Source organism: Streptomyces sp. Edi2, assembly GCF_040253635.1.
In the GTDB taxonomy this organism is placed as follows: domain Bacteria; phylum Actinomycetota; class Actinomycetes; order Streptomycetales; family Streptomycetaceae; genus Streptomyces.
The window spans coordinates 1,589,056-1,603,458 of sequence record NZ_JBEJGX010000003.1 but is presented as its reverse complement, the minus strand read 5'-3'; the positions used below and the strand labels follow the sequence as shown (position 1 = coordinate 1,603,458).

The 14,403-nt window shown below is 70.3% G+C and carries 14 protein-coding genes and 1 tRNA gene; 12 read left to right on the top strand and 3 right to left on the bottom strand.

From position 1 onward, the window contains the following. The first annotated feature begins 31 nt into the window (after nucleotides 1-31). The 5 genes from argJ to ABR737_RS10560 all read left to right on the top strand — a co-directional run bounded on the left by argJ (nucleotide 32) and on the right by ABR737_RS10560 (nucleotide 5,425). Nucleotides 32-1,210, top strand: coding sequence for a bifunctional glutamate N-acetyltransferase/amino-acid acetyltransferase ArgJ (argJ, locus tag ABR737_RS10580; RefSeq protein ID WP_350249924.1), 1,179 nt, complete (start codon nucleotides 32-34; stop codon nucleotides 1,208-1,210). Nucleotides 1,211-1,277: 67 nt separating this feature from the next. Further along, nucleotides 1,278-2,207: an acetylglutamate kinase gene (gene argB / locus ABR737_RS10575; RefSeq protein WP_350249923.1), complete on the top strand. Its 930-nt coding sequence runs from the start codon at nucleotides 1,278-1,280 to the stop codon at nucleotides 2,205-2,207. Beyond that, nucleotides 2,204-3,439 carry an acetylornithine transaminase gene (locus tag ABR737_RS10570; RefSeq protein WP_350249922.1) on the top strand — a complete coding sequence of 412 codons (1,236 nt, stop codon included), beginning with the start codon at nucleotides 2,204-2,206 and terminating at the stop codon, nucleotides 3,437-3,439. The genes argB and ABR737_RS10570 overlap by 4 nt, the downstream gene beginning before the upstream one ends. An 8-nt stretch (nucleotides 3,440-3,447) precedes the next feature. Further along, nucleotides 3,448-4,035 (top strand): arginine repressor, encoded by a 588-nt coding sequence (locus tag ABR737_RS10565; RefSeq protein ID WP_350249921.1) that lies wholly within the window; start codon nucleotides 3,448-3,450, stop codon nucleotides 4,033-4,035. A gap of 268 nt (nucleotides 4,036-4,303) precedes the next feature. Further along, entirely contained in the window at nucleotides 4,304-5,425 is a 1,122-nt protein-coding gene (locus ABR737_RS10560; RefSeq protein WP_350249920.1) for a mechanosensitive ion channel family protein, read from the top strand. A gap of 196 nt (nucleotides 5,426-5,621) precedes the next feature. Here the strand turns inward: ABR737_RS10560 and ABR737_RS10555 are convergent, their stop codons facing one another. Together ABR737_RS10555 and ABR737_RS10550 are read right to left on the bottom strand one after the other, a co-directional pair. Next, on the bottom strand, nucleotides 5,622-5,816 hold the full coding sequence (locus tag ABR737_RS10555; protein WP_350249919.1) for a hypothetical protein: 195 nt from the start codon (nucleotides 5,814-5,816) through the stop codon (nucleotides 5,622-5,624). Beyond that, complete coding sequence (locus tag ABR737_RS10550) at nucleotides 5,813-6,229, bottom strand: ATP-binding protein (RefSeq protein WP_350249918.1); 417 nt, start codon at nucleotides 6,227-6,229, stop codon at nucleotides 5,813-5,815. Before ABR737_RS10550 ends, ABR737_RS10555 begins: the two co-directional genes overlap by 4 nt. A gap of 277 nt (nucleotides 6,230-6,506) precedes the next feature. Here ABR737_RS10550 and ABR737_RS10545 point away from each other — a divergent pair, with 277 nt between their 5' ends. Both ABR737_RS10545 and ABR737_RS10540 read left to right on the top strand, forming a co-directional pair. Continuing rightward, on the top strand, nucleotides 6,507-7,850 hold the full coding sequence (locus ABR737_RS10545; RefSeq protein WP_350249917.1) for an NsdA family TPR-like regulatory protein: 1,344 nt from the start codon (nucleotides 6,507-6,509) through the stop codon (nucleotides 7,848-7,850). Nucleotides 7,851-7,889: 39 nt separating this feature from the next. Continuing rightward, the gene (locus tag ABR737_RS10540; RefSeq protein WP_350249916.1) at nucleotides 7,890-8,372 is read left to right on the top strand and encodes an SAM-dependent methyltransferase; all 483 of its coding nucleotides are present in this window, start codon (nucleotides 7,890-7,892) and stop codon (nucleotides 8,370-8,372) included. Between the two features lie 89 nt (nucleotides 8,373-8,461). On the opposite strand, the gene ABR737_RS10535 is transcribed toward ABR737_RS10540, so the two are convergent. Next, nucleotides 8,462-8,535, bottom strand: a tRNA-Pro gene (locus ABR737_RS10535). 151 nt (nucleotides 8,536-8,686) lie between these two features. Between ABR737_RS10535 and ABR737_RS10530 the strand changes: the two genes are divergently transcribed. The 5 genes from ABR737_RS10530 to ABR737_RS10510 all read left to right on the top strand — a co-directional run bounded on the left by ABR737_RS10530 (nucleotide 8,687) and on the right by ABR737_RS10510 (nucleotide 14,173). Continuing rightward, on the top strand, nucleotides 8,687-9,055 hold the full coding sequence (locus ABR737_RS10530) for a DUF488 domain-containing protein (RefSeq protein ID WP_350249915.1): 369 nt from the start codon (nucleotides 8,687-8,689) through the stop codon (nucleotides 9,053-9,055). 117 nt (nucleotides 9,056-9,172) lie between these two features. Then, complete coding sequence (locus ABR737_RS10525) at nucleotides 9,173-10,366, top strand: argininosuccinate synthase (protein WP_350249914.1); 1,194 nt, start codon at nucleotides 9,173-9,175, stop codon at nucleotides 10,364-10,366. Between the two features lie 117 nt (nucleotides 10,367-10,483). After that, the gene (gene argH / locus ABR737_RS10520; protein WP_350249913.1) at nucleotides 10,484-11,926 is read left to right on the top strand and encodes an argininosuccinate lyase; all 1,443 of its coding nucleotides are present in this window, start codon (nucleotides 10,484-10,486) and stop codon (nucleotides 11,924-11,926) included. Nucleotides 11,927-12,080: 154 nt separating this feature from the next. Beyond that, nucleotides 12,081-12,632, top strand: coding sequence for a TetR/AcrR family transcriptional regulator (locus ABR737_RS10515; RefSeq protein ID WP_350249912.1), 552 nt, complete (start codon nucleotides 12,081-12,083; stop codon nucleotides 12,630-12,632). Further along, the gene (locus tag ABR737_RS10510) at nucleotides 12,629-14,173 is read left to right on the top strand and encodes an MFS transporter (protein WP_350249911.1); all 1,545 of its coding nucleotides are present in this window, start codon (nucleotides 12,629-12,631) and stop codon (nucleotides 14,171-14,173) included. Before ABR737_RS10515 ends, ABR737_RS10510 begins: the two co-directional genes overlap by 4 nt. Nucleotides 14,174-14,403: the final 230 nt, after the last annotated feature.

Genomic DNA, 14,403 nt, shown 5'->3' with positions numbered 1-14,403 from the left:
GGGCCGGTGAAGCGATGGAGGAGAAGAAGCAGTGAGCGTCACGGCAGCACAAGGGTTCACGGCGGCGGGCATCGCCGCCGGGATCAAAGAGAACGGCAACCCGGACCTCGCCCTCGTGGTGAACAACGGGCCGCGACTGGCCGCCGCCGGTGTCTTCACCTCCAACCGCGTCAAGGCGGCGCCGGTGCTCTGGTCGGAACAGGTGCTCAAGAGCGGCGAGCTGTCCGCCGTCGTCCTCAACTCCGGTGGCGCCAACGCCTGTACGGGCCCGAAGGGCTTCCAGGACACCCACGCCACCGCGGAGAAGGTCGCCGAGTCGCTGAACACCGCGGGGTACGACGAAACCGGCGGGCATCAGGCGGGCATGATCGCCGTGTGCTCGACTGGCCTGATCGGCGTCACGCTGCCGATGGACAAGCTGCTGCCCGGCGTCGACCAGGCGGTTGCCCAACTCACCCCGCACGGCGGCGAGAAGGCCGCCATCGCCATCAAGACCACCGACAGCGTGCACAAGACCGCCGTCGTCACCCAGGACAACTGGACCGTCGGCGGGATGGCCAAGGGCGCCGGCATGCTCGCACCGGGCCTGGCCACCATGCTCGTCGTCCTGACCACCGACGCCGATCTGCCGGCCGCCGCGCTCGATACGGCGCTGCGCGAGGCGACCCGCACCACCTTCGACCGGGTCGACTCCGACGGCTGTATGTCGACCAACGACACGGTGCTGCTGCTCGCCTCGGGCGCCTCCGGCGTCGTACCGGACACCGCCGCGTTCGCCGAGGCGGTGCGCACGGTCTGCGACGACCTGGCCCGGCAGCTGATCGGGGACGCCGAGGGCGCCAGCAAGGACATCCGGATCGAGGTCGTCGGCGCGGCGAGCGAGGACGACGCGGTGGAGGTCGGCCGCTCGATCGCCCGCAACAACCTCCTCAAGTGCGCCCTGCACGGTGAGGACCCCAACTGGGGCCGGGTGCTGTCCGCCATCGGCACCACCTCCGCCGTCTTCGAACCCGACCGGCTGAACGTCGCCATCAACGGCATCTGGGTCTGCAGGAACGGCTCGGTGGGAGAGGACCGCGACCTGGTCGACATGCGCTACCGGGAGGTACGCATCACCGCCGACCTCGCGGCCGGCACCGAGTCCGCGGTCATCTGGGCCAACGACCTGACCGCCGACTACGTCCACGAGAACAGCGCGTACTCCTCATGAGCGAGTGCACCCACCACCACCGGCGTGTGCTGTGCCCGCAGCACGCCCCCAGAAGCGAGGCCGGCGCATGAGTACCCGCAAACACACCGCGCTCCCCAAGGCGCGCACCCTCATCGAGGCGCTGCCCTGGCTGACCCGGCACCACGGCAAGACCGTCGTCATCAAGTTCGGCGGCAACGCCATGGTCGACGAAGAGCTCAAGCGGGCCTTCGCCCAGGACGTGGTCTTCCTGCGGCACGCCGGACTGCGCCCCGTCGTCGTGCACGGCGGCGGCCCGCAGATCAGCGCCCAGCTGGACCTGCTCGGCCTGGAGTCGGAGTTCAAGGGCGGCCTGCGGGTCACCACGCCCGAGGCGATGAACGTCGTCCGGATGGTGCTGGCCGGCCAGGTGCAGCGCGAGCTGGTGGGACTGCTCAACGAGCACGGTCCGCTCGCCGTCGGCATGACCGGCGAGGACGCCCATCTGATGACCGCGACCAAGCACTTCGCCGACATCGACGGCGAGCGGGTGGACATCGGCCGGGTCGGCGAGATCACCGGCATCGACCCCGGGGCCGTCCACGCCCTCCTGGACGACGGCCGGATCCCGGTCATCTCCTCGATTGCCCGCAGCAGCGACGCGGAGGACGCCGCCTCAGGGGCCTCCGGTGTCTTCAACGTCAACGCCGACACCGCGGCGGCCGCGCTGGCCGCGGCCCTCGGCGCCGAGACGCTGATGGTGCTCACCGATGTCGAGGGGCTGTACGAGGACTGGCCCCAGAGCGACGAGGTGATCTCCCGCCTCACCGCCAGCGAACTGGAGAAGCTGCTGCCCGACCTGGCCAGCGGCATGGTCCCCAAGATGCGGGGCTGTCTGCACGCCGTCCGCAACGGTGTCCACACCGCCCGGGTCATCGACGGGCGGGTCCAGCACTCGATTCTGCTGGAGATCTTCACCGACGAAGGGATCGGCACGATGGTCGTGCCGGACGCGAACACGATCGAGGGGGCGACATGAACGACGCGGCACACGGCCACGGCCCGGTGACCAACGCAGGACTCGCCGGCCGCTGGCAGGGCGCCATGATGGACAACTTCGGCACCCCCCGTATCCCGCTCGTCCGGGGCGAGGGCGCCAAGGTGTGGGACGCCGACGGCAACGAGTACCTGGACTTCCTCGGCGGCATCGCGGTCAACGCCCTCGGCCACGCCCACCCCGCGGTGGTCCGCGCCGTCTCCGACCAGGTCGCCACCCTCGGCCATGTCTCGAACTTCTTCGTCACCGAGCCCACCGTGGCCCTCGCCGAGCGGCTGCTCGCGTTGGCCGGACGGCCCGGCCGGGTCTACTTCTCCAACTCCGGCGCCGAGGCCAACGAAGCCGCCTTCAAGATCGGCCGGCTGACCGGGCGCCGCCACATGGTCTCCACGGCCGGCGGCTTCCACGGCCGCACCATGGGCGCCCTCGCCCTCACCGGCCAACCCGCCAAGCAGGCACCGTTCGCGCCGCTGCCCGGTGACGTCGACTACGTCCCGTACGGGGACGTCGAAGCGCTCCGGGCCGCCGTCACCACCGACACCGCCTTCGTCATCCTGGAGCCCGTCCAGGGCGAGAACGGCGTCATCGTCCCGCCGCCCGGCTACCTCCGGGCCGCCCGCGAGATCACCGCCGCCACCGGCACCCTGCTGGTCCTGGACGAGATCCAGACCGGCATCGGCCGGACCGGACACTGGCTGGAGTCCCAGGCGCAGGGCATCGAGGCCGACATCGTCACCCTCGCCAAGGGCCTGGGCGGTGGTCTGCCGATCGGCGCCACCCTGGCCTTCGGCCCGGCCGCCCGGCTGCTCACGCCCGGTTCGCACGGCTCGACCTTCAGCGGCAACCCGGTCGTCTGCGCCGGCGCCCTCGCCGTCCTGGACACCATCGAGGCCGACGGAGTCCTGGAGAACGTCAAGCGGGTCGGCGAGCGGCTGAGGAACGGGACCGAGGCCCTGGGCCACCCGTTGGTCGGCCAGGTCCGCGGTGCGGGCCTTCTCCTGGGTATCGTCTTGACGGAGCCGCTCGCGCCACAGGTGCAGCAGGCGGCTCAGGACGCGGGCCTGCTGGTGAACGCGGTCGCGCCGGATGTCATCCGGCTCGCCCCGCCGCTGATCGTCTCCGACGACGAAGCGGAAGTGTTCCTCCACAAGCTCCCCGGCGTCCTGAACACGGTCCGCCAAGGGGCCGACGGGGAACGACGAGCCGGAGACTGACGACAACGATGAGCGAGCTGCAGGACAACGAGGCGCAGGGCAACGAGCCGCAGGGCAACGAGCCGCGGGACACCGAGGCGCAGAACGGCGGCCAGGCCGTACCGCAGACCCGCACCGCCCGCCACCGCCGGATCGTGGACATCCTCAACCGGCTGCCGGTCCGCTCCCAGAGCCAGCTCGCCAAGCTGCTCGCCGACGACGGCCTGTCCGTCACCCAGGCGACGCTCTCGCGCGATCTGGACGAGCTGGGCGCGGTGAAGATCCGCAACACCGGCGGCGAGCTGATCTACGCGGTGCCCAGCGAGGGCGGCGACCGCAAGCCGCGGGCGCCGCTGGGGGAGTCGGCCAAGGAGGAGCGGATGCGCCGCCTCTCCGGCGAACTCCTCATCTCCGCCGAGGCCTCCGCCAACCTCGTGGTCCTGCGCACCCCGCCGGGCGCCGCCCAGTTCCTGGCCTCGGCCATCGACCAGGCCGAACTCCACGACATCCTCGGCACCATCGCGGGCGACGACACCCTGATGCTCATCAGCCGCGACCCGGCGGGCGGCCAGGCCCTCGCCGACCATCTGCTGCGCCTGGCGCAAAAGGCGCACTGACACCGCCCGCGCCGCTCCCCGCGCCTTTCGTCACGCCGGGGAGCGGACCGCCCCGCCCCCGGCGGCGGCCGTGCGCACCGTGCACCATCCCACCCGAGCCACCCGCTGCCTGCCGAACCCCATACGGCAGGATGGCAGTTCGCGCCGGGACGTCCCCGGATGTCCCGGCGCCTACGCAGCCCTAGAGACAAGCAGGTGGCATGGTGACGAGACATCACATCCGGCTCATAGCAGGTCCGCTTCTTCCGGTCGCAGGAGGAGCCGGCCGGTGAACCGCGCGGTGACACTGCACGATCTGATCGTGGCCGGGGCCGCGCTGGCGGCCGGCATCGTGGCGGGCCTGCTGCTGCGGGTCAGCCTGCGGTGGCTGGGCAAACACGCCCTCAAAACCCGGTGGAGCGGGGACGACATCCTCGTCGACGCGCTGCGGGCGGTGGTGCCCTGGGCGGCGGTCACCGGCGGTCTGGCGGCGGCCGCCGCGGCGCTGCCGCTGACGGAGGCGGTCGGACGCACCGTCAACCGGACGCTGATGGTGCTGCTCATCCTGGTCGTCACGCTCACCGCGGCCCGTGTGATCACCGGAGTGGTGAAGACCTTCGCGCAGTCCCGCTCCGGGGTGGCCGGATCGGCGACCATCTTCGCCAACATCACCCGCATCATCGTCCTGGCGATGGGCTTCCTCGTCGTCCTGCAGACCCTGGGCATCTCGATCGCCCCGCTGCTCACCGCCCTGGGCGTGGGCGGTCTCGCCGTCGCCCTGGCCCTTCAGGACACCCTCGCCAACCTCTTCGCGGGCGTGCACATCCTCGCCTCCAAGACGGTGCAGCCAGGTGACTACATCCGGCTCAGCAGCGGCGAGGAGGGCTATGTCGTGGACGTCAACTGGCGGAACACCGTGGTCCGCCAGCTCTCCAACAACCTGGTGATCATCTCCAACGCCCAGCTGGCCGGCACCAACATGACCAACTTCACCCGCCCTGAACAGAAGCTGACGATCCTGGTGCAGGTGGGCGTCGGCTACGACAGCGACCTCAACCATGTCGAGCGGGTCACCACCGAGGTCGTCGAGAGCGTGATGAAGGACGTCGACGGCGGCGACCCCGACCACGAACCGGCCGTCCGCTTCCACACCTTCGGCGACTCCAGGATCAGCTTCACGGTGATCCTCGGTGTCGGCGAGTTCAGCGACCAGTACCGCATCAAGCACGAGTTCATCAAGCGGCTGCACCAGCGCTACCGCGCCGAGGGCATCCGGATCCCCTCCCCGGCCCGGACCGTGGCCCTCCAGAAGCCGGACGAGATCGCCATACCGCACCAGCGGGACCTGTCGGACCAGCGCGACCTCTCGGACCGGCGCGACCTGTCGGACCCGGTCCCGCCGGTGCCGTAGCCCCTGGCCGCGAAACCGGCGCGCCAACCGGGCCGCGAACCGGGCCGTAGCCCCGGCCGTGAACCAGGTCGCGAACCCGGCCGCCCCGCGCGGGCTTTTCCCCGCCGGGGCGGCCGGGTTCGCACCTCACCTGGCCTAGCCTCGCCTCACGCCACCTCACCTCGCCCGGCCTGGCCTCACTTCACCCCGCCTCAGCTCAGCCGTCACTCCGCCGCTCTTCACGCCGAACCACGACCGTCAGCCGCCCGGGGACCTCGCAGAGCCAGTGCCCTGGCCCGTTCTCCGGTCGCAGCACATAGACGCCGTTCCGTACATCGCTGACGATGCCGGTCCGGCCGGCACTCTCGTCGTGCACCAGATCGCCCACCCAGGGCTTCCCCGCACCGCTCACCGGCTGTCCTTCCTGTGCAGTTCGCCCCAGACCCGCTTGCCCCAGGGGAGCCGGTCGGTACCCCAGGCGGCCGTCACTCCGGCCACCAGCACGAGACCCCGCCCGCTGTCGTCCTCGTCCCCCGGCGGGCGGTGCCGTGGAGGAGCCTTCGACCGGTCCACCACCCCGATCCGCACCCTGTCCGGGCCGGGACGGCTGACGACCAGCCGGATCACCTCGCTCCGTGCGTGCTGCACGGCGTTCGTCACCAACTCGGAGACCACCAAAGCTCCGTCGTCGGCCAGTTCCTCCATGCCCCAGGCGGCCAGCGCGCAGCGCACCAGACGGCGAGCGACGGCCACGCTCTCGGGTCTGCGCAGCAGCGTCTCGCTGTATCCGGGGTGTCCGGTGCGACGGGATGCGGTCATGGTCATCGGGACCTCGTCGGTGTCGGCTGCAGCCCACCACCGGCGGAGTGCGGGGGCGGGCAATCTTCTTCGAGCCGCTGTACTTTCCTGGACGGCGGCTACGCTCCAGTCAACGAGCGTCACGCCACGTGTCCAAGGGCGTGCAAGGGAGCAACGCGTTTAACGCGTTTAGACGTTGGCCTCACGACCCGGCTGGGGTTGGGTGGGGCCGCGTCACCAGGGAGGAGGTCGGATGGGTGGCTCAGGCGGACAGCAGCGCTTACGTAACATCCTGCTCCAAGACATGATCAAGTCGGCTGGGGTGACGTACGAGACGCTGGCCCGTTCGGTGCGTTCCATCGGAGGTGAGGCCGGAGACGCTGTGCGTACGAACCGCTCCGCCATCGCCCACTGGGTGGCCGGTGCCAAGCCCTCCGAATGCACGGCGCGTTACCTGGCCGAAGCCCTCTCCCGCCAACTCCGCAGACCAGTCACGTTGAGCGAGATCGGGTTCGCCGCCAATCCCTTGGAAGACGCGCCCGCCTGGCGTCTGGATACCCTGGCAGCGCTCAACGAGTTGGGGAGAGACGACTTGGACATAGGGCGCAGGCGTGCCCTCACCGCCGCCGCATACTCAGTCGCCGCGCTGGCCGTGCCCGGCCCCGCGTGGTGGACGCAGATGGCTGAGCGCTCCACCGTGCCTTCCACGACGAACCGCCCCAAGGTCGGCCGCCGGGACCTGGAGACCGTCCGAGACATGGCGGCCATGTTTTCCCGTGTCGATCAGCGACACGGCGGCGGTCACGCCCGCACGGCAGCGGTCCAGTACCTCACGACCGATGTAGCCGCGTACCTCAACGGTCACTACACGGACGGCAGTGTGCGGCGGGAGATGTTCTCCGCCGCCGGTGAACTGGCCTACCTCTCCGGTTGGATGGCGTTCGACAGCGCTGAACACTCTCTCGCGCAGCGCTACTTCACGACTGCGGTGAGCTTGGCGGCAGAGGCCGGTGACGCGCCTTTGGCGGGGCACGTCCTCCGCGCCATGGCTCACCAGGCGGTGGACCTCGGACACCCGAGCCACGCCCTGAACGTTGCCACGGCCTCGATGGATGGTGCTCGCTACGTTCTCGCGACCCCGCGCGAGCGCGCACTGCTGGGCGTGGTCCATGCCCGCGCGCTGGCCGCCGCCGGACAGAAGAAGGCCGCCGTCGCCGCGTTGCTCCGCGCCGAGGACGACCTGTCATCCGCCCGCTCCGGTGACGAGGACCCGGCCCGGGTGTTCTTCTTCAGCGAGGCCAGCCTCGCGCATGAGACCGCGTGTACTCTGCGCGACATCGGGGATCTGAACGGCGCACAGCAGCAGTTCCGGCGCAGCGTCCGCACCCGCGCTGCCTCCTCGTTCACCCGCACGCACGCCGTGACCCTTGGGTATCTCGGTGCCGTCCAGGCGAGGCAGGGAGCCATGGAGGAAGCCTGCGCCACCTGGTCGCGTGCGCTGGACTCCATGGACGGCATTCGTTCGGCGCGCGCCCGTCGTACTGCCTTGGACATGCGTCGTGCCCTGTCGCCCGTACGTGGGCGCGGCATTCCCACGGTGGCCGAACTCGATCGCCGTGCTGCCGCCTACCTGGCCGAGTCCGCCTGACCACCCGTTCTACCCAGTTCCCCGAGGAGTGCAGTCCCCATGACAGAAGAGTTCAAGGTCGTACCCGTCGCCCACGTGGTGGGTGGTCGCGTCGACCCCACGGACGATTACTGGGGCGGTACTCGCTCCATCATCCGTATCGACCCGGAGCAGTTCACCGAGGGGGCCGTCGTCGGTCTGGAGGACTTCTCCCACATCGAGGTCGTCTTCCGCTTCCACCTGACCGATCCCACCGATCTGCACCCTGAGCCCCGGCGCCCCCGCGGCAACCCCGACTGGCCGGCAGGCGGCACCTTCGCCCACCGCAACATGCGCCGAATGAACTGGCTGGGCATCTCCCGATGCCGCCTGCTCAAAGTGGACGGCCTGGATCTGCACGTGGAAGCACTGGATGCCGTGGACGGCACACCAATCCTGGACATCAAGCCCTGGTTCAGCGTGATGGGACCGCAGGGCGGCGTACGCGAGCCCGCCTGGCCCTCGGAGATGCTGGCCGACTACTACACCGATCCTCGCGCGTAAGGCGTTATCCCGCAGAAAACGATCAAGGGCCTTGCTCCCCCGAAGCGGGAGCAAGGCCCTGACCTGGGCTCGAAGCCCTTACTGCACCGTCGGGACGACAGGATTTGAACCTGCGACCCCTTGACCCCCAGTCAAGTGCGCTACCAAGCTGCGCCACGTCCCGGTGCTCGTGCCGGCCGGAGAACTCCCGGCCGGGGCGTGCAGAAGAAAAATACCCTGTCCGGGGCCATGAATCCAAAGCGGGTGCTCGCAGGCGTCGTCGCGGGCCTCCGGCGGGGGCCCGGCCGGCGTGGTTCGATGGTGTTATGGATGAAATGTCCGCGAAGAATGATCTCCGGGTGCGCCGGGTCTACGAGGCGCCGGAGCCGGCGGACGGGGCGCGGGTGCTGGTGGACCGGCTGTGGCCGCGCGGGCTGTCCAAGGCGGACGCGCAGCTGACCGAGTGGTGCAAGGACGTGGCGCCCTCGTCGGAGCTGCGCCGCTGGTTCCACCACGAGGGACCGCGGTTCGCGGAGTTCGCCGAGCGGTACCGCGAGGAGCTGGCGCAGGAGGCGGTGCAGCCGGCGCTGGAGAGGCTGCGGGAGCGGGCGGCGCAGGGGCCGCTGACGCTGCTGACGGCCACGAAGGATGTGTCCGTGAGTCATGTGAACGTCCTGGTCGAGGTGCTGCGGGAGGGCTTCTGAGGGTCCCGCGGCGTCGACGGCCCGCCGTTTGACCTGCGTGTTCGCCTTCCCGTTGACGAAACATACGGTGGAGTGCATACTTATACCCATCAGCGTATGCACCGTAAGGAGAAACCCGTGACCGAGCGCGTCGTACTCGCCTACTCCGGCGGCCTGGACACCTCTGTCTGTATCGGCTGGATCGCCGAGGAGACGGGCGCCGAGGTCATCGCCGTTGCCGTGGACGTCGGCCAGGGCGGCGAGGACCTGGACGTCATCCGCAAGCGTGCGCTCGACTGCGGTGCGGTCGAGGCCGAGGTCGCGGACGCCAAGGACGAATTCGCCGACGAGTACTGCCTCCCGGCGATCAAGGCCAACGCCCTGTACATGGACCGCTACCCGCTGGTCTCCGCCCTCTCGCGGCCGACCATCGTCAAGCACCTGGTGGCCGCCGCCAAGAAGCACGGCGCCACCACCGTCGCCCACGGCTGCACCGGCAAGGGCAACGACCAGGTCCGTTTCGAGGCCGGTATCTCCTCCCTCGCCCCCGACCTGAAGTGCATCGCCCCGGTCCGCGACTACGCGATGACCCGGGACAAGGCGATCGCGTTCTGCGAGGAGAAGAACCTCCCGATCGCGACCACCAAGAAGTCGCCGTACTCCATCGACCAGAACGTCTTCGGGCGGGCCGTGGAGACCGGCTTCCTGGAGGACATCTGGAACGCGCCGATCGAGGACGTGTACGAGTACACGGAGAGCCCGGCCGTCCAGCGGGAGGCCGACGAGGTCGTCATCACCTTCAAGGAGGGCGTCCCGGTCGCCCTCGACGGCAAGCCCGTCACCGTCCTGCAGGCCATCCAGCAGCTCAACGAGCGGGCCGGCGCCCAGGGCATCGGCCGGATCGACATGGTCGAGGACCGGCTGGTCGGCATCAAGTCCCGTGAGGTCTACGAGGCGCCCGGCGCGATCGCGCTGATCACCGCGCACCAGGAGCTGGAGAGCGTCACCGTCGAGCGCGAACTGGCCCGCTACAAGCGGCAGGTCGAGCAGCGCTGGGGCGAGCTGGTCTACGACGGTCTGTGGTTCTCGCCGCTCAAGCGCGCCCTGGACGGCTTCATCAACGAGGCCAACCAGGCCGTGTCCGGCGACATCCGGATGACCCTGCACGGCGGCCGCGCCGTGGTCACCGGCCGGAAGTCGGACCAGTCGCTGTACGACTTCAACCTCGCGACGTACGACACCGGCGACACCTTCGACCAGTCGCTCTCGAAGGGCTTCATCGAGCTCTTCGGCATGTCGAGCAAGATCGCGGCCAAGCGCGACCTGGCCTGAGCCCGTCTCGTTAACTCCGTACGACGGCCCGCCTCCCCGCCCTCGCGGCGGGGGTACCCCCTGGTCCCCGGGACCCAGGGGGAGGTCGCGTATCCGAAGCAGCCTTGAGGAGCAGCAGTGAGCAGCAACACCGGTGACGTCCGGCTCTGGGGCGGCCGTTTCGCCGATGGACCGGCCGAGGCGCTGGCCCAACTGTCGGCGTCCGTCCACTTCGACTGGCGGCTGGCCCCGTACGACATCGCCGGTTCCCGTGCGCACGCCCGGGTGCTCCACAAGGCCGGGCTGCTCACCGAGGACGAGCTGACCCGGATGCACGCCGGGCTCGACCAGCTCGCCGCGGACGTCGCCGACGGCTCGTTCACCGGCACCATCGCCGACGAGGACGTCCACACCGCCCTGGAGCGCGGGCTGCTGGAGCGGCTCGGTGCGGACCTCGGCGGCAAGCTGCGGGCCGGCCGGTCGCGCAACGACCAGGTCGCCACGCTCTTCCGGATGTACCTGCGCGACCACGCCCGGATCATCGGCGGGCTGATCGCCGACCTCCAGGAGGCGCTGGTCTCCCTCGCCGAGGCCCACCCGGACGTCGCGATGCCGGGCCGTACCCACCTCCAGCACGCCCAGCCGGTGCTCTTCGCCCACCATGTGCTGGCGCATGTGCAGTCGCTGTCGCGGGACGCGGAACGGCTGCGGCAGTGGGACGAGCGCACCGCCGTCTCCCCGTACGGCTCGGGTGCGCTGGCCGGCTCCTCGCTCGGGCTCGACCCGGAGGCGGTCGCGGCCGACCTCGGCTTCGAGCACGGCTCGGCAGGCAACTCCATCGACGGCACGGCCTCCCGTGACTTCGTCGCGGAGTTCGCCTTCATCACGGCGATGACCGGGGTGAACCTCTCCCGGATCGCCGAGGAAATCATCCTCTGGAACACGAAGGAGTTCTCCTTCGTCACGCTCCACGACGCCTTCTCGACCGGCTCCTCGATCATGCCGCAGAAGAAGAACCCGGACATCGCGGAGTTGGCGCGGGGCAAGTCGGGCCGCCTCATCGGCAATCTGACCGGTCTGCTGGCGACGCTCAAGGCGCTGCCGCTCGCCTACAACCGTGACCTCCAGGAGGACAAGGAGCCGGTCTTTGACTCCTGTGACCAACTGGAGGTGCTGCTTCCGGCGTTCACCGGCATGATGGCGACCCTGACCGTCAACCGCGAGCGGATGGAAGAGCTGGCTCCGGCCGGGTTCTCGCTGGCCACCGACATCGCGGAGTGGCTGGTCAAGCAGGGTGTGCCGTTCCGGGTGGCGCACGAGGTCGCCGGTGAGTGCGTCAAGGAGTGCGAGGCGCACGGCATCGAGCTGGACCAGCTCACCGACGAGCAGTTCGCCAAGATCTCACCGCATCTGACCCCCGAGGTCCGCGGCGTCCTCAACGTCCCCGGCGCGCTCGCCTCGCGCAGCGGCCGGGGTGGCACCGCGCCCTCCGCGGTGGCGGTCCAGCTCGCCGAGGTGCGGGCCGATCTGGTGAAGCAGCAGGAGTGGGCGGCGGCCAAGAAGGCCACCGAGCCGGCCTAGCGGGCCACCGAGCCGACCTGGAGGGAGATACCTCCTGGTCGCAGGAGTGTGCGACGGCGGCCCGCCCCCGGGAGACACCGGGGGCGGGCCGCCGTCGTGCGTGTGGTGAGGGTCGCGTGAGACATCAACGTCTCATTCAGCTATTATATGTCTCATGGCTGTGGATCGTGAACGGGTACTCAAGGAAGCCGCCGCGTTGCTCACGCGCCGGGCATCGACGCCGATGGACGAGATCGCCCGCGCCGCGGGCATCAGCCGCGCGACGCTGCACCGGCACTTCGCCGGCCGGGACGCCCTGATCAGGGCGCTGGAGGAGCACGGCATCGCGCAGTTCGTGCAGGCGATGGACGCGGCGCGGCTGGAGGAGGGGGACGCGGTCGAGGCGCTGCGCCGTCTGATCGCCGAGGCCGAACCGGTCGCCGCCGTCCTGGCCTTCCTCTTCACCGAGAACCAGCTCTTCGAGGACGGCGAGATCAACGCCGGCTGGGCGGAGCTGGACGCCCGTATCTCCGCCCTCTTCCGCCGCGGCCAGGAAGAGGGCGACTTCCGCATCGAGCTGAGCGCCGCCTGGCTCACCGAGGCCTTCTACGGCCTGATCGGTGCCGGGGCCTGGGCCGTCCACGAAGGACGGGTCGCCCGCAATGACCTCAACCACTCGATCGCCGAGCTGCTGCTCGGCGGCATCCGACGGAGCATGGAGAAATGACCGAGACCATAGCGTCAGAACCGGCCGGCTCGGCTCATGTGGACGACCAGCCCCGGCCGGGACGCTGGCTCGCGCTCGCCGTCCTCGTCCTCGCCGTCCTGCTGGTCGGCGTCGATGCCACGGTCCTCGGCCTCGCCACGCCCTTCCTCAGCGAAGACCTCCGGCCGTCCGGGACGCAGCTGCTGTGGATCGGTGACATCTACTCCTTCGTCATCGCCGGTCTGCTGGTCTCCATGGGCAGCCTCGGCGACCGCATCGGCCGGAAGAAGCTGCTGCTGATCGGCTCCGTCGGCTTCGGCGCCATGTCGGTGCTCGCCGCGTACGCCACCACCCCGGAGATGATGATCGCCGCCCGTGCGCTGCAGGGCGTGGCCGGCGCCACGCTGATGCCGGCCACCCTGGCGCTCATCCGCAACCTCTTCCACGACCCCAGGGAACGCAGTCTGGCCATCGGTATCTGGGGTGCGATGGCCTCGGCCGGCATGGCCGTGGGGCCGGTCCTGGGTGGCTTTCTGCTGGGGCACTTCTGGTGGGGTTCGGTCTTCCTGATCAACCTGCCGGTGATGGCGCTGCTGGTGGCCGTCGGCGCCAGGGTCATCCCGGAGTCGCGCAATCCGGATCCCGGTCCGTGGGACATCCCCAGTGTGCTGCTGGCCCTGGTGGGCATCGTCGCCGTCGTCTACGCCATCAAGGAAGCGGCGGTGGAGGGCTACCGCTGGGACATCGCGCTGGCCGCCGTCATCGGGGTGCTCGCCCTGGTGGTGTTCGTCCGGCGGCAGCTCACCCTCGCCTCGCCGCTGCTGAACATGAAGCTCTTTCACCACCGCGGCTTCTCCGGGGCGGTGCTGGCCGACCTGCTGACCATCCTCGGACTCTCCGGCCTGGTCTTCTTCCTCTCCCAGTTCCTCCAGATGGTGCAGCTGCGCTCGCCGCTCAACGCCGGGCTCACCGAACTCCCGGCCGCGATCGGTGCGGTGGGCGCCGGTCTTGCGGCCGGCTGGGTCGCCCGCCGGCTGTCCGTACGGATCGTGGTGGCCGGCGGCCTCGCCGTGGTCGGGCTCTCGCTCGTCGGCTGCACCACCCTGCACGGCGACACCGGCACCGCCGCCCTGTGCCTGATCCTCTTCGTCGTCGGCATCGGCGCCGGTTTCTCGTTCACCGTCACCGCCGATGTGATCCTCTCCAGCGTCCCCAAGGAGGAGGCAGGAGCGGCCTCCGCGGTCTCCGAGACGGCGTACGAGCTGGGCGCCGCGCTCGGGATCGCGCTGCTGGGGTCCATCGTGACCGCCAACTACCGGGGCTTCGCCGCCCCGCCCGGCGTCCCGGCGCCGGCCACGGACGCCGCCCGCGAATCGCTCGGCGGCGCCTTCGAGGCGGCCCGCCACCTCCCCGCCGAACAGGCCGCGGCGCTGGTCAAGGCCGCACAGCACTCCTTCGTCGCCGGGGTGGACGCCGCGGCCGCGGTGGGTGCGGCGGTCCTGCTGTCCGCCGCGGTGGCCGCCTGGTTCCTGCTCCGCGGCCAGGAGCTGGCGAACAGCTAGCGGGTGTTTCGCCGCACTCCGCGGGCCCGCGGGCCCGCGAGACCGGGGCACACTCCCGGGCCGATCCGCCGGACGGCGGGCACCCACCGCGCCTCAGGGCGTGTCCTGTGGATCACGGTGCCGTGCACCGGCCATGATCCACGGGACACGCCCTGGGGGCGACTGTCCCTCGCCTGTTCACGCCCGGTACGTGTGCTGGTGACCGGCCGTCCGGCGCGGCTCGCTTGACT